The 19,039-nt window shown below is 71.3% G+C and carries 13 protein-coding genes; 6 read left to right on the forward strand and 7 right to left on the reverse strand.

Features of this window, described 5'->3' with window-relative positions; genetic code table 11:
- Window positions 1-32: 32 nt before the first annotated feature.
- The 4 genes from ACOKM3_RS24960 to ACOKM3_RS24975 all read right to left on the reverse strand — a co-directional run bounded on the left by ACOKM3_RS24960 (window position 33) and on the right by ACOKM3_RS24975 (window position 5,873).
- Complete coding sequence (locus ACOKM3_RS24960; protein ID WP_426903267.1) at window positions 33-1,709, reverse strand: LCP family protein; 1,677 nt, start codon at window positions 1,707-1,709, stop codon at window positions 33-35.
- 86 nt (window positions 1,710-1,795) lie between these two features.
- Window positions 1,796-3,505, reverse strand: coding sequence for an LCP family protein (locus tag ACOKM3_RS24965; RefSeq protein ID WP_426903268.1), 1,710 nt, complete (start codon window positions 3,503-3,505; stop codon window positions 1,796-1,798).
- Between the two features lie 277 nt (window positions 3,506-3,782).
- Window positions 3,783-5,030 carry an LCP family protein gene (locus ACOKM3_RS24970; protein WP_426903269.1) on the reverse strand — a complete coding sequence of 416 codons (1,248 nt, stop codon included), beginning with the start codon at window positions 5,028-5,030 and terminating at the stop codon, window positions 3,783-3,785.
- Window positions 5,031-5,117: 87 nt separating this feature from the next.
- Window positions 5,118-5,873: a TIGR03089 family protein gene (locus ACOKM3_RS24975; protein WP_426903270.1), complete on the reverse strand. Its 756-nt coding sequence runs from the start codon at window positions 5,871-5,873 to the stop codon at window positions 5,118-5,120.
- Between the two features lie 366 nt (window positions 5,874-6,239).
- Here ACOKM3_RS24975 and ACOKM3_RS24980 point away from each other — a divergent pair, with 366 nt between their 5' ends.
- From ACOKM3_RS24980 to ACOKM3_RS24990, 3 genes are all read left to right on the forward strand, one after another.
- Window positions 6,240-7,511 (forward strand): peptidoglycan recognition protein family protein, encoded by a 1,272-nt coding sequence (locus ACOKM3_RS24980; RefSeq protein ID WP_426903271.1) that lies wholly within the window; start codon window positions 6,240-6,242, stop codon window positions 7,509-7,511.
- A gap of 91 nt (window positions 7,512-7,602) precedes the next feature.
- Window positions 7,603-8,685, forward strand: a complete 1,083-nt coding sequence (gene manB / locus ACOKM3_RS24985; protein ID WP_426903272.1) for a mannose-1-phosphate guanylyltransferase — start codon at window positions 7,603-7,605, stop codon at window positions 8,683-8,685.
- A 128-nt stretch (window positions 8,686-8,813) separates the two neighbouring features.
- The gene (locus ACOKM3_RS24990) at window positions 8,814-9,848 is read left to right on the forward strand and encodes a DNA-3-methyladenine glycosylase family protein (RefSeq protein ID WP_426903273.1); all 1,035 of its coding nucleotides are present in this window, start codon (window positions 8,814-8,816) and stop codon (window positions 9,846-9,848) included.
- 25 nt (window positions 9,849-9,873) lie between these two features.
- Here ACOKM3_RS24990 and ACOKM3_RS24995 read toward each other — a convergent pair whose 3' ends face one another.
- Genes ACOKM3_RS24995 through ACOKM3_RS25005 form a run of 3 tightly spaced genes read right to left on the reverse strand, consistent with a single transcriptional unit; the run spans window position 9,874 to window position 12,735 of the window.
- Window positions 9,874-11,193, reverse strand: a complete 1,320-nt coding sequence (locus ACOKM3_RS24995) for a coenzyme F420-0:L-glutamate ligase (RefSeq protein ID WP_426903274.1) — start codon at window positions 11,191-11,193, stop codon at window positions 9,874-9,876.
- Window positions 11,190-12,158, reverse strand: a complete 969-nt coding sequence (gene cofD / locus ACOKM3_RS25000; protein ID WP_426903275.1) for a 2-phospho-L-lactate transferase — start codon at window positions 12,156-12,158, stop codon at window positions 11,190-11,192. The genes ACOKM3_RS24995 and cofD overlap by 4 nt, the downstream gene beginning before the upstream one ends.
- A gap of 43 nt (window positions 12,159-12,201) precedes the next feature.
- A complete protein-coding gene (locus ACOKM3_RS25005) occupies window positions 12,202-12,735 on the reverse strand; it encodes a cysteine dioxygenase (protein WP_426903276.1) in 534 nt (177 codons plus the stop codon).
- A gap of 612 nt (window positions 12,736-13,347) precedes the next feature.
- On the opposite strand from ACOKM3_RS25005, the gene ACOKM3_RS25010 reads away from it, so the two are divergent.
- The 3 genes from ACOKM3_RS25010 to ACOKM3_RS25020 all read left to right on the forward strand — a co-directional run bounded on the left by ACOKM3_RS25010 (window position 13,348) and on the right by ACOKM3_RS25020 (window position 18,981).
- Entirely contained in the window at window positions 13,348-13,611 is a 264-nt protein-coding gene (locus ACOKM3_RS25010; protein ID WP_127831770.1) for a WhiB family transcriptional regulator, read from the forward strand.
- A gap of 217 nt (window positions 13,612-13,828) precedes the next feature.
- Window positions 13,829-17,524 (forward strand): glycosyltransferase family 2 protein, encoded by a 3,696-nt coding sequence (locus tag ACOKM3_RS25015; RefSeq protein WP_426903277.1) that lies wholly within the window; start codon window positions 13,829-13,831, stop codon window positions 17,522-17,524.
- The gene (locus ACOKM3_RS25020; RefSeq protein WP_426903278.1) at window positions 17,521-18,981 is read left to right on the forward strand and encodes a DUF5719 family protein; all 1,461 of its coding nucleotides are present in this window, start codon (window positions 17,521-17,523) and stop codon (window positions 18,979-18,981) included. Before ACOKM3_RS25015 ends, ACOKM3_RS25020 begins: the two co-directional genes overlap by 4 nt.
- Window positions 18,982-19,039: the final 58 nt, after the last annotated feature.

Genomic DNA, 19,039 nt, shown 5'->3' on the forward strand with positions numbered 1-19,039 from the left:
GCGCCCCGTTCTCGTAGGAGCCGCCAGGTGTGCTACCAGGTGTAACCCGGTTCCACCTTCATGCACTTGGAGTCGTCCGCACCGTTCTGCGTCTGCTCCTTGTCCAGCGCCTTGCTCGCGTCCTCGTCGTCCGTCGACTTCGGATAGGCGGTCCCCGTCTTCCAGTCGGCGCCCACGATCAGCGTCACCCCGGACACCTCCGTCGACTCCTGCACCGAACTCAGCGGAATCCCGAGGGACTTGGCGACTGCCTGGGCGTCTCCCTCCAGATCGGACGACGGGAAGCGGATCACGGTCTTGTCCTCGACGAGCGACTGCGCCTGGTCCGGGACCGCCTGCGTGAAGCCCTCGGCGGTGAGCGCCTGTGCCACCTGCGCGGCCCGGCCGGGCGCCGCGGGTGTCGTCGCCGTCCGCGTGCCGTTGCGCACCTGCACCGCGATCTTGTCGTCGGCAGCGGCCGGATCGTCGGACGTCTCGTCCTTCGGCTTCTCCTTGTCGGCCTTGTCCTTGCCGTCGAGCGCGATGTCGTCACGGAGCAGGCGCCACAGCGCGTCGGCGTCCTTCTCCTTCGGCACCACGCGCGCACCCTCGTACACGAACGGCATCGTCGTCATCGTGATCCGCTTCGGCGCGGGCCGCTTCAGCTCGTTGCTCAGGTCGTACAGCTTCTTGACCGTGTCGAGGCCGTCGTCGACGCTGAGCGCGTCCGTCGCCTTCTCGGCGAGCGTGCGCAGCTTGGCCGGGTGGCTGAACGTCGCGTTCTCGCGCAGCTCGCGCACCATCGAGCTCATGTACATGTGCTGCGCCTTGGCGCGCGCGATGTCGCTGCCGTCCTCGAAGCCGTGCCGGGTCCGCAGCCATTGCAGGGCCTGCTCGCCCTTGACGGACGTCGTGCCCTTTCTCAGCTTCAGACCCGAGCCCTCGCCCGAGCTGTTCCTGGAGTAGACATTGGCGTTGACGCAGACGGGTACGCCGCCGATCGCGTCCGCCATCGACACGACACCCGAGAAGTCGACCATCATGTAGTGGTCGATGTGGATGCCGGTCATCTCCTCCCAGGTGGCGACCGTGCAGCCGGCGCCGCCGCGGGCCAGCGAGGAGTTCACCATCTGCCGGGAGAACGTCGCCTCGTACACCTTGCCGGACTTCGGGTCGGTGCACTTGGGCAGCCGGGTCAGGGTGTCGCGGGGCATGCTCACCACGGACATGTTGCTGCGGTCGGCCGACAGGTGCAGCAGCATCTGTACGTCGGCCAGCGGGGCGGAGCCGACGCTCTGCTTGTGCCCGCCGAGCTTCAGGTTCTCCTTGGTGTTCCGGCTGTCGGAGCCGATCAGCAGGATGTTCAGCGGCCGTTGACCCGCCGCGTTCGGCGTCGGTTCGGGGACCTTGTGCTCGCCGAGATTGAGCTTGCCCGTCTCGAGGTTTCCGTTCAGATGGCGGTAGTAGAGGTATCCGGCGCCCGCCGTGCCGATGATCAGGACCGCGAGGATGCTCGCGGTCCAGCGCAGTATTCGTCGTCTGCGGCGGCGCGGCCGGACGGCCGCGCGCTGCCTGCTGCGGGTGGTCCGGCCGCGGCTGTCCGCGTCGTCCCCGCCCGGCGCATGCTCGTACAGGCTGTCGTCCCACCCCAGGTCGGACGCCTGTTTCGGTGGTTCGCCCCGCCCGGCAGGCCGCCGTGTGCGCTCCCCACGCACAGTGCCTCGCCCCATGTCGTACCCCGCCCTCCCCGCCCTGTGACAGCGGCTCGGCCGCCCTCTGTCACTTGCTTAGACAGTCAACAGGCGGCCGAGGTTGGTCACTTGGCGCACACAGCCTTGTCCGCTGTTGTCTTGTCGACGTCCGGCGCCTTTGCCGAAGCTCCGTCGACGGGTGTCCCCGCACCCTTGAAGTCGCCGCCGAGGATGAGCGTCATCGCCGGCAGCCCCTGATCGTTGGTCTCGCTCTTGCCTTCCTTCAGCGCGGACGCCGGAAGGCCCATGATGTCCGCGAGCCGCCGGGCCTGACTCGCCTGGTCCGGCGCGTACTCGAGGCTCGTCTTCGCCTGATTCGGCTTGTTGCCCATCTGGCTCGACTTCAGTACGCCCTCATTGTTCTGCAGTTCCGTGAGAGTTTCCTGAGCGGCGCCGGTCTTGCCACTGCCGTTGTAGATGTTGACGCGGACCGCGGAGGCGGCGGACTTGGAGCCCTTGAGCTTCGCGTCCTGCTTCTCCTTCTGCTTCTTCTTCGTCTCCGTGAGGGACACGTCGTTCTTGATCGCGTTGAAGACCGGCGGTCCGGCCGTCGGGTTCACGACGACGGTCACGGGCGTCGGCTCCGCCGGGTTGTCGATCACCGGAACCGTGGTGAACGACAGGTTCTTCGGCGGCACCTTCCTGATCTCGAGGGCCAGGTCCTTGAGGCTGCTCAGGCTGCCGATGCCCTTGTCCACGGTGAGCGCCTTGGTCGCCGCCTCGGCGAGGCTCGTCAGCTTGCGCGGATTGGTGAGCGTGTCGCTCGAACTCATCTTGCGCGCGAGCGAACCCAGGAACTGCTGCTGCACCTTGATCCGGTCCAGGTCGCCCTGGTTGCCGAAGCTGTGCCGGGTGCGCAGGAAGGCCAGCGCCTGCTCGCCCTGGAGATTGTGGGTGCCCGCGGACAGCTTGAGGTGCGAGTCCGGGTCGTTGACGTCCTTGCCGACGCAGACCTGGACGCCGCCCACGGCGCTGGACAGCGTCTTCACCGCGTTGAAGTCCGCCATCATGAAGTGGTCGACGGTGATGCCCGTGACCGCCTTGACGGTCTTCATGACACAGCCGGCGTCGCGCTCGTCCTGCCCGAGGCTGGTGTTGAAGCGGACGTTCGGCGTGCCCTTGATGGTCTTGAGCGAGCCGTCCTTCTGCTTCACCTGGCAGTCCGGCACGTCCACGACGAGGTCGCGCGGAATGCTCAACGCGGTCGCGTTCGTACGGTCCTTGGAGACGTGCAGCAGCACGTTGGTGTCGGCGTGGCCGACGCTGCCCTTGTCGCCGTAGCCCTCGTTGCCCTTGCCGGTGCGCTTGTCGGTGCCCATGACGAGGACGTTGATCGCCTCGTCCTTGGCGAAGCCGTTCTTCGCGCCGACGACGTCCTGCGACGTGATGTTGCCGTTGAGGTGCTCCCAGTACCAGTAGCCGACCCCGGCGCCCACCAGGACGACCATGGCCATGCCGCCGGCCGTCCACAGCATGACCTTCTTGGCCTTCGACTTCTTCTTCGGCCGCGAACGCCGCCGGCCGGGGCCGGGGTCCTGCGCCGCCGGCGCCTCGCGTCGTCTGCGCTGCGGGGGGACGTCGCGTCGACCGCCGCCACCCTGCGGGCTGCCACGGCGGGGGCCGCCGCCGCGCGGGGCGGCTCGGCGGGGGCTGGGCACTGCCGACTGCCCAGCGGAGGGGGTCAGTCGCAGTTCGTAGTCACCGGTGTGGGGGTTGAGCACCCACTGATCTGCGGGGTCGATGTTCTCAGCCCGCCCACGGCCTTGCGCGTCCACGGTTGTCTGTGTCCTCCGTCGGGGCCACGCGGCGCCCCACCCCCCTTAAAAGCGGGCGCCCGGTCAAGTCGGTCAGTAGTGCGCGACCGGGCTCGCAAGCATGGCCGGGTGCACCGGATCGCTCACACTATCCGCCCAGTTCAGCGTCAAGCGAGGACGGTGACAAATTCCACTCCCCTACAACTGGGCAATACGGACCATTTCTTTGAACCTGTGAGTCGGTTGATGACTCGCGCTTTACCCAGGGGCCGTTGAGGCGCCGTCCGGAGGTTCGTTCTCAGCCGCAGGAGGCCTGTCCGGCGGTGTTGCCGCGGAAGGTGGGGGCGGGGGAGGCGCCGGGCTTCCCGACGCTGCCGTAGCTGCCGTATTCGTCGTATCCGTCGTCGTATCCGTCGGATTCACCGTCTGTGCCGTATTCATCCTGCGCGCCGTACTCCTCGGCCGGGGGCGTCTGTTCGGCCACCTTCACGGGCGTGTCCTTGCGCAGCTGCGTGAACAGCCGCTCGGCCGCGGGCTGGACGAGCTGGTCCCGATTGGCGTTGTACTCGTACGACTCGCGGGGCACCGTCAGGAACCGGACGCGCTCGGCGGGAATGCCGCGCATGCCGCGCACCAGGTCGTAGAGCCCGCGCAGGCTGGCGAGCCCGGGGTCGGTGGTCAGCGAGGAGGTGGCGGCGTCGAGCACGGGGTAGAGCCGGGTCGGGTTCAGCAGCACGCCGTTGCTCTGCACCTTCTCGACGAGCGCGCCGAGGAACCGCTGCTGACGGTCCATCCGGTCGGTGTCGCTGCCGTTGCCGAGGCTCTTGCGGGCGCGTACGTAGCCCAGGGCCTGCTCGCCGTTCAGATGGTGGGTGCCCGCGGCCAGCCGCACATGCGCGTCGTCGTCGTCGATCGGCCGGTCCAGGCACACCGTGACGCCGCCGACGGCGTTCACCATGTCCTTGAACCCGTCGAAGTCCACGACCATGTGGTGGTCGATCCGGACCCCCGTCATCTTCTCGACCGTACGGATCGTGCAGGCCGAACCGCCCACCTCGAAGGCGTAGTTGAACATCGCGAACATCTCGTCGTGCCGGGAGCCGTCCCGCTGCCGGCAGGCCGGCACGTCGGTCATCAGATCGCGCGGGAACGAGACGGCCGTCGCGCTCTTCCGGTCCGCCGCGACGTGCAACAGGATCGTGGTGTCGGAGCGCTGGGTGCCGTCGTTGCGGCCGTACTTCCCGTTCTTGCCCGCCCGCGAGTCGGAGCCGATGAGCAGCAGGTTCTGCGCGCCCTCGGCCAGCACGGTGGGCCGTTCCTTCTCGTAGCGCGCGAGCTCGGTGGCGGCGTCCGTGTCCTCGGTGATGTTCCCGTTGAGCCTGTCGTACGCGACCCAGCCGACGCCGCCGGCGACGAGCACCAGGAACGCCGCGCAGATCGCCGAGTACCGCAGCCATCGCCTGCGCCGCCGCGCGCGCCCCGCGCCGGTGGGCGAGGAGCCGTGGGCCGGCCCGGGGTCCGGGGGCGTGGCAGCGGAGTCGGTCACGTACAGGTCCCCCTCATGGAAACGTAGGCGTACCTACGACCATGGACCCCGCCGCGCGAACGGGCCGGGGGAGCTGAGCCGAACGGGTCAGCGGGCGGTCGCGGTGACCCGCTCGCTCTCCACGCGCTTGGCGAGGGCCTCTTCGTCGAGCCGGTCGAGGTTGCGGCAGAGCACGACGGAGCCGCCGGTGGCCAGCGGCGCGTAGAGGCCCGCGGCGAGCCCCTGCCAGGTGTCGTACGCGAGCCCGGACAGCAGTCGCGAACCGGGACCGGTGAGTCCGAGCCCGCCGGCATCGGCGGAGGCCTTCTCCACGACCTCGGCACCCGTCCACTCGGCGCCGGCCACGACGAGCGCGGGCTCGTCCACGTCGACCAGTGCGAAGGGGGCGAACCGGTCGCCCTGCCCCGGCACTTCGACGGCGTAGTCGAGGAAGCCCTCGGGCGGCTGCGGGAACCGTCCACCGAGCGGCCGCAGCGCGAGCGCGACCCGCTCCCCGGAGCAGGAACGGGCGACGTCGAGAGCGTCGGGCCCGCTCACGACCAGATCGGCTCCGGCCGGATCCCCGCCCACATCGGCGACGACACCGACGGACGAACAGGCCAGCAGCCACACCGCGGTCTGCCAGTGGGCGGGCAGCAACAGGGCGAGGCGGTCGCCGGGTTCGGCGTTCAGGTCGCCCTGCAACAGGTTGGCGGTCTTGGCCACCCAGTTCGCGAGCGTGGCCACGGACAACTCCACGCGCTCCCCGGTCGCGTCGTCATAGAAGGTGACGAGCGGCCGCCCCGGATCGGCGACGAGAGCGTCCTGAAGCAGAGCGGCGGGAGTACGAGCAGCAACATTCACACCAACCACCCTACGCACCACCCACCCCCCGTCACGGTCGCCCGCCCCCACCTCGTGCAATCCGCCGCCGGCCCGGCTCCCCACCCGTTGCGGTCGTCCGCCTCCGCCTTGGGCAATCTGCGGCCGGCCCGGCTCCCCACCCGTTGCGGTCGACGGCCTCCGCCTTGGGCAATCTGCCGCCGGCCGCCCCCGACTTGGGCAATCTGCCGCCTTGGGCGGCAGGGTGGGCAAGGCGGCACCCCGGTGCCGCGCAACCAGGACGGGAGGCGCCGACCCCGGCACAGCTCCCCCCGGGCGGCGCCGAGCCAACACCCGTATGACCCTCCCCAATGGCCGACGCCCAAGGATCCGCACAGCATCGTGCGCATGCGTGGATTTCTGGCTTCATCGATCGGTGTCACCTGCGCGGCGGCCCTGGCCCTCCCGCTCACCCTGCCCACGGCCTCGCACGCCGCGCCGTCCCCGACGCGCGAAGCGGTCCCCGGCAGCACCCAGTCCCTGCCCCTCGAATCGTCCCCCGGCAGCACCTCGACGCGCGCCGCGGGCGCCCCGCAAGAACAGGGGCTCACACGCCGCGACGTGCGCCCCTTCTCCCTCGTCGGCGTCGTCTGGGACGACCCGGACGCCCACCTCGACGGCCACGTACAAGTGCGTACGCGGACCACGGACACCACCCGCTGGTCCACCTGGCAGGACGTGGAGACCCACAACGACGACGCCCCCGACCTGGACACCCCGGAACGCGCCGCGGGCAACCTGCACGGCTCGACCGCCCCGCTCTGGGTCGGCGACAGCGACGGCGTGGAAGTACGCGTGAAGGCGGACGAACCCGACGCCGAGCGCGCCGCGCAGCCGAGCCCCCTCCCCAAGGGCCTGCGCCTCGAACTCGTCGACCCCGGCAAGGAGCCCCCGCAGGGCTCCCGCGCGGAAGGCGTCGACGCCGGCGTCATCCCCGCCCTCGACAAGAAGCAGACGGAGGACGAGCTGATCGAGGCCCGCGGCGGCAAGCCGGCCGCGGCCGGGTCCCGCCCGTTCATCGGCCCGCGCCCGCGCATCATCACGCGCAAGGGCTGGGGCGCCAACGAGAAACTCCGGGAACGCAAACTCGGCTACACCAAAACCGTCAAGGCCGCCTTCGTCCACCACAGCGCTTCCGGCAACAACTACCGCTGCTCGCAAGCCCCTTCCGTCATCCGCAGTATCTACCGCTACCACGTCAAGAGCAGTGGCTGGCGTGACATCGGCTACAACTTCCTCGTGGACAAGTGCGGAAACATCTACGAAGGACGGGCCGGCGGCGTCGCCAAGCCGGTCATGGGCGCACACACCCTCGGCTTCAACACCAACAGCACGGGCATCGCGGTCCTGGGCTCGTACGGCAGCTCCAACCCGCCCTCCGCGGCCGTCAAGGCCATCGCGCGTCTCACGGCCTGGAAGCTCGGGCTCTACGGCGCGAATCCGCGCGGGTCGACATATCTGAAGTCGGGCGGTGGCAATCTCTACCGCAAGGGAAAGAATGTACGACTCAAGGTGATCTCCGGTCACAGGGACGGTTTCGCGACCGAATGTCCGGGACGCCGTCTCTACAACAAGCTCGGCAGTGCCCGCTCCAGCTCCGCCCACCTCCAGGGTCGCTGACGCCGGCCGGCCTGGGCGCCTCGCACGGTCTGCATACACTGGCCGGCCGAAAGACAGTTCGGCCGGCCCAAGCAGGAAGCAGAGACGACAGGTGACAGAAGCGATCCTCCTGGTCGGCGGCAAGGGCACCAGACTCCGGCCACTCACGGTGAACACGCCGAAACCGATGGTCCCGGCGGCCGGTGTGCCGTTCCTCACGCACCAGCTGGCGCGCGCGAAGGCGGCGGGCGTCGACCACATCGTTCTGGCCACCTCCTACCTGGCGGAGGTCTTCGAGCCGTACTTCGGCGACGGCTCCCGCCTCGGCCTGCACATCGAGTACGTCACCGAGGTCGAACCCCTCGGCACCGGCGGCGCCATCCGTAACGTCGCCTCGCGCCTGCACTCGGCCCCCGACGACCCGGTCCTCATCTTCAACGGCGACATCCTCACGGGCCTCGACATCGCCGCGCTGGTCGACGAGCACGAGACGACCGGCGCGGACGTCTCCCTCCACCTCTCCCGCGTCGAGGACCCGCGCGCGTACGGCCTGGTCCCCACGGACGACACGGGCCGGGTGACGGCCTTCCTCGAGAAGCCCCAGACCCCCGAAGAGATCGTCACGGACCAGATCAACGCGGGCGCGTACGTCTTCCGCCGCTCGGTCATCGACACGATCCCGACGGGCCGCCCGGTGTCGGTGGAGCGCGAGACGTTCCCCGACCTGCTGTCCTCCGGCGCCCACCTCCAGGGCATGGTCGACTCGACCTACTGGCTGGACCTCGGCACCCCCCAGGCCTTCATCCGCGGCTCCGCCGACCTGGTCATGGGCCGCGCCCCGTCGCCCGCAGTCCCCGGCCGCCGCGGCGACCGACTGGTCCTGCCGACGGCACGGGTGGCCCCGGACGCGAAGCTCACCGAGGGCACGGTCGTGAGCGAGGGCGCGCTGATCGGCGAGGGAGCCCGCATCTCCGGCTCCACGATCCTGCCCGACGCCGTGATCGAACCGGGCGCGGTGATCACGGACTCCCTGGTCGGCACCGCCGCCCGCGTGGGCGCCCGCACGACCCTCAAGGACGCGGTGATAGGAGACGGCGCCCACGTCGGCGCCGACAACGAACTCCAATCCGGCGCCCGCGTGTGGTGCGACACAACCCTCCCCCCGTCCTCCATCCGCTTCTCATCGGACCAGTAGCCGATTGAGCCCCGCCGGCGATTGAGGCGCGGGGGCCTGGGGGCAGAGCCCCCAGTTCCGGGAAGGGGCGGGTCGGGGAAGGAAAAGCCCTACCCTCGAAGCACCACCCGCCCCACCCGAAGGACCCCGTGGCCGGCCGCCGATACGCCCCCCGCACACAACCCACCCGCACAACCGTGCGCGGCGGCGAAACCCGCGTACCCGCCCCCACCCCGGCCACCGGGTCCGACACCCCGACCCTTCACACCCACACCCACACCCACACCCCGGAAACCCCCCTCCACCTGGGCCTCACCCTCGGCCCCCTGCGCCGAGGCCCCGCCGACCCCACCTTCCGCACCACGCCGACCGGCGCCCTGTGGCGAGCCAGCCGCACCCCGGAGGGCCCCGCAACGCTCCGCGTGACCCAGCACCCCGACACGACAGCGGTCGAGGCACACGCCTGGGGCCCAGGCGCCACCTGGTTCCTGGCCCAACTCCCGCACCTGCTCGGCGAGTCGGACGACCCCACCGCCTTCGAACCCCGCCACCGCCTCGTCGCGCAGACGACCCGCCGCCGCCCCGGCCTCCGCCTCACCCGCACGGGCCTGATCCTCGAGTCCCTGATCCCGTCGATCCTGGAACAGAAGGTCACGACGGATGAGGCGTACCGCGCCTGGCGCCTGCTCCTGAACAAGTACGGCGAACCGGCCCCGGGCCCGGCGGGCGAGGAACTGCGCATGCGCGTGATGCCGGATCCCCGCACGTGGGCGCTGATCCCGTCCTGGGAGTGGCACAAGGCAGGCGTGGACAACAAGCGCGCCTCGACGATCATCCGCGCGGTGAAGGTGGCCCGCCGCCTGGAGGAAGCGGCGGCGATGGAGCCGGCGGCGGCCCGCACACGCCTGGAACTCGTCCCCGGCATCGGCCCCTGGACCTCCGCGGAGACGGTCCAGCGCACGCACGGCGCCCCCGACGAGGTGACGACGGGCGATCTGCATCTGCCCGGCATCGTCGGTTACGCCCTCGCGGCCAACAGGGACGCGACGGACGAGGACATGCTGGAACTCCTGGCCCCGTACGCGGGCCAGCGCCACCGGGCGGCCCGCCTGATCATGCTCAGCGGCGTCTCACCGGCGCGCAGACAACCCAAGATGCGCAAGGTGAACATCGCGGAGTGGTGACGCCCGACGGCACCGCGACCGGGTCCTAGCGCACTTCGACAAAGTCGGAGACGACCCGCTCCGGCCGCACCCCCGGCGCCCCCGCCGCATGCCCCACCGCGACGGCCCCCATCGGGTCCCACGACTCCGGCAGATCGAGCACATCGCGCACGACATCCCGGCAGAACATGGTCGACGACACCCACGCGGACCCGAGCCGCTCCCCGGCCAGGGCGACCAGGAAGTTCTGCACCCCGGCCCCGGTGGCCACCACGAACATCTCCCGCTCGGCGGCATCCCGCCGCGCGTCCCCGTACGTGTGCGACCCGTCCATCACGAGGCACGGAACGACCAAGTACGGCGCATTGCGCAGCACATCCCCGCGCCGCACCCGCTTCGCGATCGACTCCTCGCTCTTCCCGTCCCGCCGCAGATCCTCGATCCACGCGTCCCGCATCGCGTCGAGCAGCCGCACCCGCGACTCCTCCGACTCAAGGAGTACGAACCGCCACGGCGTCGTGTGATGCGGCGCGGGCGCGGTGACGGCCGCGGCGACGGCCCGCCGCACGGCCCCCGGGTCCACCGGTTCCTCGGTGAACGCGCGCACGGTCCGCCGCTGTGTCACGGCCTCCCGTACCGCCTCCGACGTGCCGAGCCGGAACATGTCGTCGCGCGCGACCCGCACCAACTCCCTTGCGGATCCGCCCTGTTCACCCTCGGCCGCGGTCGCGTCGAGACCGCGCACCACGGCGACCGGCAGCCCGCCGGCCTTCCCCTTCACGAGGTCACCCGCGGCCGCCAGCTCGTCGGCGGTGGCCACCACGGTGGCGCTGAGCGGATTCCCGTACGCGTCCGTGCCGCCCCGCAGATCGTCGAGTACGCGCACGCCTGCCGCCCCGATGGCGACATCCGTCAGCCCGTTCCGCCACGGTCTGCCGAAGGTGTCGGTGACGACGACCCCGACGTCCACGCCCAGCGCGTCCCGCACGCCGTCCCGGATCGCGGCCGCGGACGCGTCCGGGTCCTCGGGCAGCAACAGCACTGTCCCGGCAGGGGTGTTGGAGGCGTCGACGCCCGCCGCGGCCATCACGAGCCCCAGCTTGTTCTCGACGATCCGCAGGGTGCCGCGCCGCGCCACGACCCGTACGGTCTCGGCGTCGATCGCGGCCTCCCGGTCGTCGGCCTGCATCACGCGGCCCTCGGCCTTGCTGACGATCTTCGAGGTGACGAGCAGTACGTCCCCGTCGACGAGCCCCGGCTCGGCGGCGACGATCAGCTTCGCGATGTCGTCGCCCTCCCGCACCTCGGGGATGCCGGGGACGGCCCACGCGCGAAAGGCGGGGGAAGCGGCGGAGGTTCCGGTCACGCGCCCCGCACCTCCTCCGCGAGCTTCAGGGCCTCACGCGCCATCTCGGCGGCGGCGGTGCCCTCCACGGGGTCCGTCATCATCAGCGGCACGGACCGGCACGGGATCCCGGCCGCCTCGACCCGCTCCACGGCCTTCTCGTCCACGGTGTCGACCAGCCACCCGTCGAGCAGCCCCACTCCGTAGTGCTCGGCGACGGCGGCCGCGCTGGACTCGACGCCCACGGCCGCGAGCACCTTGTCGGCCATGCCGCGCACCGGAGCGTCACCGACGATCGGCGAGAGGCCGATGACGGGCGCGTCGGCCTCGGCGATGGCCTCCCGGATCCCGGGGACCGCCAGGATCGTCCCGACGCTCACCACGGGGTTCGACGGCGGGAAAAGGATCACGTCGGCCTCGGCGATGGCCTCCAGGACGCCCGGCGCGGGCTTCGCCTCCTGGGCGCCGACCGGCACCACGGCCTGCGCGTCCACGGAGGCGCGCAGCTTCACCCAGTACTCCTGGAAGTGCACGGCCTTGCGCTCGCCGTCCACATCGACCGCCACGTGCGTCTCCACGCGGTCGTCCGACATGGGCAGGAGCCGCACGCCCGGCTGCCACCGCTCGCACAGCGCCTCGGTGACCGCGCTGAGCGGGTAGCCGGCGGCCAGCATCTGCGTACGGACGATGTGGGTCGCGAAGTCCCGGTCGCCGAGCCCGAACCACTTGGGTCCGACCCCGTACGCCGCGAGCTCCTCCTTGACCGTGAACGCCTCGTCCGTACGTCCCCAGCCCTGCTCCTCGTTGATGCCGCCGCCCAGCGTGTACATCACCGTGTCGAGGTCAGGACAGACCTTCAGGCCGAAGAGATGGATGTCGTCCCCGGTGTTGCCGATGACCGTGATGTCCGCGTCCGGAGCCGCCCGCTTGAGACCGCGAAGGAACCGGGCACCACCGATGCCGCCTGCCAGAACCACAATGCGCATGTGCCCAGCATCGCAGGCACCTCTGACAATGCGTCGGCCGGTCTCAGACAGTGGCGCCTTCGGCGACCGAGCAGGCGGGGGAGGGCGCCCCCGCCGCCCGGGCGGAGTCATCGGCCTGGGGGTGCATGGGCATCTGGGTCAGGCCGGGGAAGTAGACGTGCAGGCTGACCGCGGGCTCCAGGGAGTCGTTGACGACCTCGTGGGCGTAACCGGGCGCGAAAACCCGCTGCGCGCCGGTGCCGAGCGCCCGCACGCCCCCTTCCGTACGCTCCGTCAGTTCGCCCTGGAGCAGCGTCAGTACGCCGGAGGACGGACCGTGGTCGTGCAGCCCGCTGCCCTGGCCCGGCACCCACGACAGGAGCCACACCTCGTAGCCGGGGCCCGTGCGCAGGCGGTGGTACCAGCGGGTCGTGGCGTCGTACTCGACGAGGTGCTCCCACTGGGAGCGGTCGGCGGCGATGGAGCGCGCGAGACCGACGAATTCGGCCACCGTCTCGGGGTGTTCACGGGCGGGCTGCAGCAGGTGCGTGACTTCGAGGAGGTCGCCGGCGATCTGGAGGTCGCTGTCGCTGTTCATGGGGTGGTGGTGTTCCTCAAGGGAGTGCGGTGCACAGGGCCGTACTGAGATGAGAAGAAGCGTGGTCGGAGCCGACGGGCTCAACGACTCAACAGCTGGAACAGCAACAACACGCGAGGGCAGCGCGGACGGACCCGGCGGTGCGGGTCGTCGAGGATGCCGAATTCGCGAGCATGCCCAACAGGACAGCGGTTCATGCCCTTGTTGTCAACCCAATGTCCGGATTGTGGAATATGGTTCACCTCATCCAGTGCCCTTGGCAGGCGAAAGGTTTGTGCAGCGCGGCCCCCGGACATGTGGCGCAGCAACCAGGCGTGCAAACGTCGGAACGGCAGCGATCTTTGCGGCGTCCTTCCTTGTAGCGGTTCATCGAAGGAGGGGTGACTGCAAGGAGTGCGGCCCGCTCCGCATGAGCCGCGGGCAAGTGTCATGGTTTTTGGCGATTTGAACACTTTCCGCATAGCCTTGGTTCCGCAGAGTGAATAACGGGCCCAATAGCAGATCTCGGCTTGACTGCCCCGGATCGGCACACTTGTAATTTCACTCGTGTCGTTCAGCCGAAATCGGTAGCGGCAACATCACGGGGACGCACGGACAGACGAGGGGCGCACTATGACCGAGTCGTTTCAGGATCTGCTGGTCGAGGACGCGGAAGAAGAACTCGGCTGGCAGGAGCGCGCGCTGTGCGCCCAGACCGACCCCGAATCCTTCTTCCCTGAGAAGGGCGGCTCCACGAGAGAGGCCAAGAAGGTCTGCCTCGCGTGTGAGGTCCGCTCCGAGTGCCTCGAATACGCGCTCGCCAATGACGAACGCTTCGGGATCTGGGGCGGCCTGTCCGAGCGCGAGCGCCGCCGACTGAAGAAGGCCGCTGTCTAGGGGTCTGTTGTCCGGATCGGGCCCCTGGGTCCTGTCTTCGAACTCCCGTCGTCGTCCGAGATGTGCGGTGCTTTCCGGCCCGCTGCCCGTGGTTGTCCACAGGCGGCGGGTCGCTGTTGTTGGCAGCCGTTAGTGTGGGGCCCCGTCCCGGACGCCACCGTGTCCCCAGCGGGCGCGGGCGTCCACCGCAGTCCAACGAACCGGGGCCCGTACCTCGATGTCCGTGCACAGCCACTCGGCAGACCAATTCGGTACTGCCGCCGCCGCGTTCAACCCGGGGCCCGCAGCAGGGGTCGACCCGAGCAGCGCCCCCGAGTTCCCCAGGCATGTCGTCACCGCCGTCGTCGTCTCGCACGACGGAGCGCGCTGGCTGCCCGACGTTCTGACAGGACTGCTCTCCCAGGAGCGCCCGGTACAGAACGCGATGGCGGCCGACACCGGCAGCGCCGACGACTCCGCCGCGCTCGTCGCGCGGGCCATCGGTGACGACCGCGTTCTGCACCTCGCGCGCCGCACCGGCTTCGGCCAGGCCGTCGAGGAGGCCGTGCGCAGCGCGGGCGTCCTCACCCCGGAAGAGCTGCCGTACCTGAAGCGCCCCAGCGGCTGGGACCCCGTCAGCCGCTCCTGGCGCGACGACGCGTACGACCTCCCGGACCTGCCGCACGGCGAACCCGAGCAGTGGCTGTGGCTGCTGCACGACGACTGCGCGCCCGATCCTGACGCGCTCGCCCAGATGCTGCGCGTCGTCGAGATGGAACGCGAGGCCGGCAGCGACGTCGCGATCGTCGGCCCCAAGCTGCGCGGCTGGTACGACCGCAGGCAGCTGCTCGAGGTCGGCGTCTCCATCGCCCACTCGGGGCGCCGCTGGACCGGCCTCGACCGCCGCGAGCAGGACCAGGGGCAGCACGACCACGTGCGGCCCGTGTTGTCCGTGTCCACCGCCGGCATGCTGATCCGGCGTGATGTCTTCGAGCAGCTCGGCGGCTTCGACCGCAGGCTGCCGCTGATGCGTGACGACGTCGACCTGTGCTGGCGCGCCCATGCCGCGGGTCACCGGGTCGTCGTCGCCCCCGAGGCCGTCGTGCGGCACGCCGAGGCCTCCTCCCGCGAGCGCCGCACCGTCGACTGCGTCGGCCGCACCGCCACGTCGCCGCACAAGGTCGACAAGGCGGGCGCCGTCTACACGCTGCTCGCCAACGCGCGCGGGGCGGCGCTTCCGTGGGCCCTGCTCCGCCTTGTGTTCGGCACACTGCTCCGTACGCTCGCGTACCTCGTCGGCAAGGTGCCCGGACAGGCCTTCGACGAGATCACCGGTCTGCTGGCGACGCTGCTGCGGCCGGGGCGGATCCTCGCCGCCCGTAGGCAGCGCGGCAAGGGTGTCGTCGACTCCAAGGAACTGCGACCGCTGTTCCCGCCGCCGGGCGCGACGGTGCGGCTCACCGTCGAGCAGGTGGCGGGAAGCCTCTTCGAGGGCTCCGACCCGGAGACCGCGAGGGCGGGCCGGCACGGTGGCGGTGGCCTCGTGTCGCCCGACGACGCCGAATTCGTCCGGGTCGAGCGGTTCGCGCGCCTCAAGCGCATCGCCCGCAACCCCGGACCGGTGCTCCTGGTAGTGCTGCTCTTCGTCTCCCTCATCGCCTGTAGAGGGCTGTTGGGCGGCGGAGCGCTCGCGGGCGGCGCACTGCTGCCGGCTCCCGCAGACGCGTCCGAGCTGTGGGCGCGGTACATCGACGCCTGGCACGCCACCAGTACGGGCGGCACCCAGGCAGCGCCCCCGTACCTCGCGCTGCTCGCCACCTTCGCCTCCGTGCTGTTCGGCTCCACCGGCCTCGCGGTCACCGTGCTGCTCGTCGGCTCGGTGCCGCTCGCCGGTTTCACCGCGTACTTCGCGTCCAGGCCGCTCGTCACCTCGCGCCTGCTGCGCGCGTGGGCGGCCGTCGCGTACGCCTTCCTGCCCGCCGTCACGGGCGCCCTCGCGGGCGGCCGTATCGGCACCGCGGTGCTCGCGATCCTGCTGCCGCTCCTCGCGCGCGCGGGTCTCGCCGCTTCGGGCCTGACGCACACTCAGGGCGGGCGCGGCAGCTGGCGGGCCACCTGGGCGTACGCGCTGCTGCTCACGATCACGACGGCCTTCACGCCGATCGTGTGGCCGATCGCGCTCGTCCTCGGCATCGCCCTCCTTGTAGTGCGGCGCTCCGACATCACCGCCTACGGGCTGCGTTTCCTGGCCGTGCTCGGCACGCCGCTGCTGATGCTCGCGCCGTGGTCGCTCTCGCTGCTCCCGTTCGGCTTCTTCAAGGAGGCCGGAATCCCGTACGGGGCGGGGTCCGCGACCGGGCTCGGACTGCTCGGCGCGTCGCCGGGCGGCGCCGGGACCACGGGCAGCCTGCTGCTCGTCGGTATCGTCCTCGCGGCGCTGGCCGCCCTGCTGCGCACCGAACGCCGCCGCGCGATCGTCGCCTCCTGGTCCGTCGCCGTCGTGGCGCTCGTCTTCGCGGCCCTCTCGAACGGTTCGGCGTGGGCCGGACCCGCCACCCTCGTGTACGGCATCGCGCTCCTGGCCGCCGCCGCGCTCGGCGCCGACGGCGCGCGCTCGCGGGTGGCCGAGCAGAGCTTCGGCTGGCGGCAGCCGGTGGCCGCGCTCATCGCGTTCGCCGCGGCGGCCGGCCCTGTGCTGCTCGCCGCGGGCTGGATGATCGGCGGCGCCGACGGGCCCGTCGAGCGGCGCGATCCGGTGCAGGTGCCCGCGTTCGTCGCCGAGGAGGCCGGCACCCGCGACCAGGCCCGCACACTCGTCATGGACGGCTCCACGGGCGACGTCGCGTACTCGCTGGTGCGGGGCGCGGGCGCGCGTCTCGGCGACGGCGAGCTGACCGAGGCAGCGGGCGAGAACGCCAAGCTCGACAAGGTCGTCGCCAACCTGGTCGCCGGCTCCGGCGCCGACCAGGCCGACCAGCTCGGCGGCTTCGCCGTGCGCTACGTCCTCGTACGGGGCGGCGCACCGCGCGAGATGAGCCGCGTCCTCGACGCGACGCCCGGCCTGACCCGGCTCAGCCAGCAGGACGGCACGGCGCTCTGGCGCGTCGACCGGCAGGTGGCGCGGGCCGTCGTCCTGCCGAAGGCCGACGCCGGCTCCACGGCGGAGGAGGCCGTGCCGGTCGCGGCGGGCCCCGTCGAGCTGCACACGAAGGTGCCGCAGGGCAAGGAGGGCCGCATCCTGCGCCTCGCCGACCAGTCCGCAGAGGGCTGGACCGCGACGCTGGACGGCGCACCTCTGACGAAGACCACCGTCGACGGCTGGGCACAGGGCTTCGAACTGCCCGCATCGGGCGGCACGCTGGACGTCACGTACGACGCGCCGATCACGCATGTCGCCTGGCTGTGGGCGCAGGGCGCGCTCGCCCTCGTCCTCGTGGTGCTCGCCCTGCCGGGCCGGCGCGAGAACGTCGACGACGACCTGCCGGACGAGCCCGTGGTGACCGCGGAGGACCTCGCGGGCGACGGCCGAAGGGCCCGCCGACTGCGCGCCCAGGCCGAGGCGGAGCAGGCCGCACAGGCGGAGCCCGTGCCCCAGCCTGTTCCCGGAGCCGACATGCCTCCTCCTCCGGAGGAGGCCCCGGTGGCGGGCTTCCCGCACCAGCAGACCTACGCGAAGTGGGACCAGCCCAGCTACGCGGGCGCCGAGTACGGCACGTACGCGGCGGGGGAGCAGCAGTACCAGGGCGGCGCCTACGGGTACGACCAGCAGGCCGACCCCTACCAGGCCGGCCAGTACGACCCGTACGCCTACGGAGGCGGGTACGAGATGCCCCAGGCCCAGCCCCAGCCCCCGCAGTACGACCCGACGTACGAGCAGCAGCACGGCCACGGCAACGGCGCCGACAATGAGCGCCCCGACGGGAGCCAGCAGTGAACCGCACGACCCTGTCCCTGATCGCCGCCGTGACCGCCCTGGCCGCCGTCACGGGCTTCGCCGCGGCCACCACGCCCGGCGGGGACGACACCTCCGGCAACGCGGCCGCCGCGCGCCTCCCTGTCGAGCGCTCCAGCCTGCTGTGCCCGGAGCCCAGCCAGTCCGACCTGGCCGAGACCGCGTACACCTCGTACACGCCCGTGACGAAGGGCACCGAGGGCTCCGGCACGGCCGAGCTGGTGCCCGCCAAGGGTGGCAAGAAGGGCAAGGCGGTCGTCACCCCGAAGAAGCCCGGCACGCCCGTCGCGGGCGACGCCACGGGGGCCGAGGCGCCCGCCCTGACCGGCACCGCCGACGGCCCCCTCGCACCCGGCTGGACCGTCCAGCAGACCACCAGCGTGACCGCGGGATCGGGCCGCGGCCTGCTCGGTGTGAACTGCTCGGAGCCCGACACGGACTTCTACTTCCCCGGCGCCAGCACCGCCAAGGGCCGCAGCGACTACGTCCACCTCACGAACCCGGACGACGAGGCCGCGGTCGTGGACGTGCAGATGTACGGCCCCGAAGGGGCCATCAAGTCCGAGGTCGGCGAGGGCATCACCGTGGGACCGCACTCCAGCGTCCCGGTGCTGCTGTCGACGCTGACCGACAAGGCGTACACGAACCTCACGCTGCACGTGACCGCGCGCAGCGGCCGGGTCGGGGCGGCCCTGTCGGATGTGGACGAGAAGCAGGGCGGGGACTGGCTGCCGGCCGCCGCCGACCCGGCCCCGTCCCTCGTGCTGCCCGGCATCCCGAAGGACGCCAAGAACGTGCGGCTGGTCGCCTTCGCACCGGGGCAGGACGATGCCGACCTGAAGGTCCGGCTCGCGACCTCCAGCGGCAAGATCGCGCCCGCCGGGCACGACACGCTGCACCTGAAGTCGGGCATGACCACGGCCGTCGACCTCGGCGCCGTGACGCGCGGCGACGCGGGCTCGCTGATCCTGACGCCCTCCGAGGGCTCCGTGCCGGTCGTGGCCGCCCTGCGCGTCACGCGCGGCAAGGGCGCCGACCAGGAGACGGCGTTCATCCCGGCCACGCGGAGCATCGGCGCGCGCGCCACGGTCGCCGACAACCGCTCCAAGGGCTCCACGCTCGCCCTGACCGCCCCCGAGTCGACCGGCAAGGTCAAGGTCACCGCGTCCCCGGGCACCGAGGGCGGCACGGCGACCACGAAGGAGTACACGGTCAAGGGCGGCACGACCCTGTCGGTCACCCCGCCCGTCCCGTCCGGCCTGAAGGGCAGCTACGCGCTGACGGTGGAGCCGGTGTCCGGCGGCCCGGTCCACGGCTCGCGGATGCTGGAGGAGAAGCAGGGCTCCGTCCCCGCGTTCACGGTGCAGACGCTGCCGGACGACCGGGGCATGGTGTCGGTGCCGAAGGCGGACGAGGACCTGTCGGTGGTGCAGAAGTAGCTGCCTACGTACAGAGGCGGCTGCCTACGGACCGGAAGCAACTGCCTACGTAAAGAAG

The sequence above is a fragment of the Streptomyces nidicola genome (genome assembly GCF_050106155.1).
Lineage (GTDB): Bacteria > Actinomycetota > Actinomycetes > Streptomycetales > Streptomycetaceae > Streptomyces.